The sequence below is a fragment of the Photobacterium piscicola genome (assembly GCF_900166965.1).
In the GTDB taxonomy this organism is placed as follows: domain Bacteria; phylum Pseudomonadota; class Gammaproteobacteria; order Enterobacterales; family Vibrionaceae; genus Photobacterium; species Photobacterium piscicola.
The window spans coordinates 1-625 of the sequence record NZ_FUZI01000061.1 but is presented as its reverse complement, the minus strand read 5'-3'; the positions used below and the strand labels follow the sequence as shown (position 1 = coordinate 625).

General features: G+C 40.6%; 2 tRNA genes and 1 rRNA gene. All 3 read left to right on the top strand.

Annotation, left to right across the window (positions count from 1 at the left end):
* The first annotated feature begins 5 nt into the window (after window positions 1–5).
* Window positions 6–81 (top strand) — tRNA-Lys (locus tag CZ809_RS20955).
* 31 nt (window positions 82–112) lie between these two features.
* Window positions 113–188, top strand: a tRNA-Val gene (locus tag CZ809_RS20950).
* A 330-nt stretch (window positions 189–518) separates the two neighbouring features.
* Window positions 519–625 (top strand): 23S ribosomal RNA (locus tag CZ809_RS20945); the annotation flags it as partial.

Below are 625 nucleotides of genomic sequence, written 5' to 3'. Positions count from 1 at the left end.
AAATTGGGTCGTTAGCTCAGTTGGTAGAGCAGTTGACTTTTAATCAATTGGTCGCAGGTTCGAATCCTGCACGACCCACCATTCTTTCTCACGAAGGAATTAAAACTATCGTGGGCGATTAGCTCAGTTGGGAGAGCACCTCCCTTACAAGGAGGGGGTCACTGGTTCGAGCCCGGTATCGCCCACCACTCTCTAAGAATTTTCTGCACGGAATCGCAGATTTAATGAAGAATACCTTTATTAAGTCCGCATTGTTGTCGCTGAAAATCATTAGAAAGTGGTTATCGTTAGATAATTGCATGCTCTTTAACAATCTGGAAAGCTGACTAGTAAATTTAATCGAAAGATTAATTTTAAAAATGTTTTTATTCTTTGAATAAAAACGAGTTCTCAAAACAACACACATTCAAGTGTCTTGTATCGAGTCCGGCGAAAAACCAATGTTTAATATTTTCTTGATCGAATTATTAAACGCAAACCTTGGTTGTTTGAACATACAAGACCTCTTGGGGTTGTATGGTTAAGTGACTAAGCGTACACGGTGGATGCCTTGGCAGTCAGAGGCGATGAAGGACGTATTAACTTGCGATAAGCCCAGATTAGGCAGTAAAAGCCTCTTGAGTCT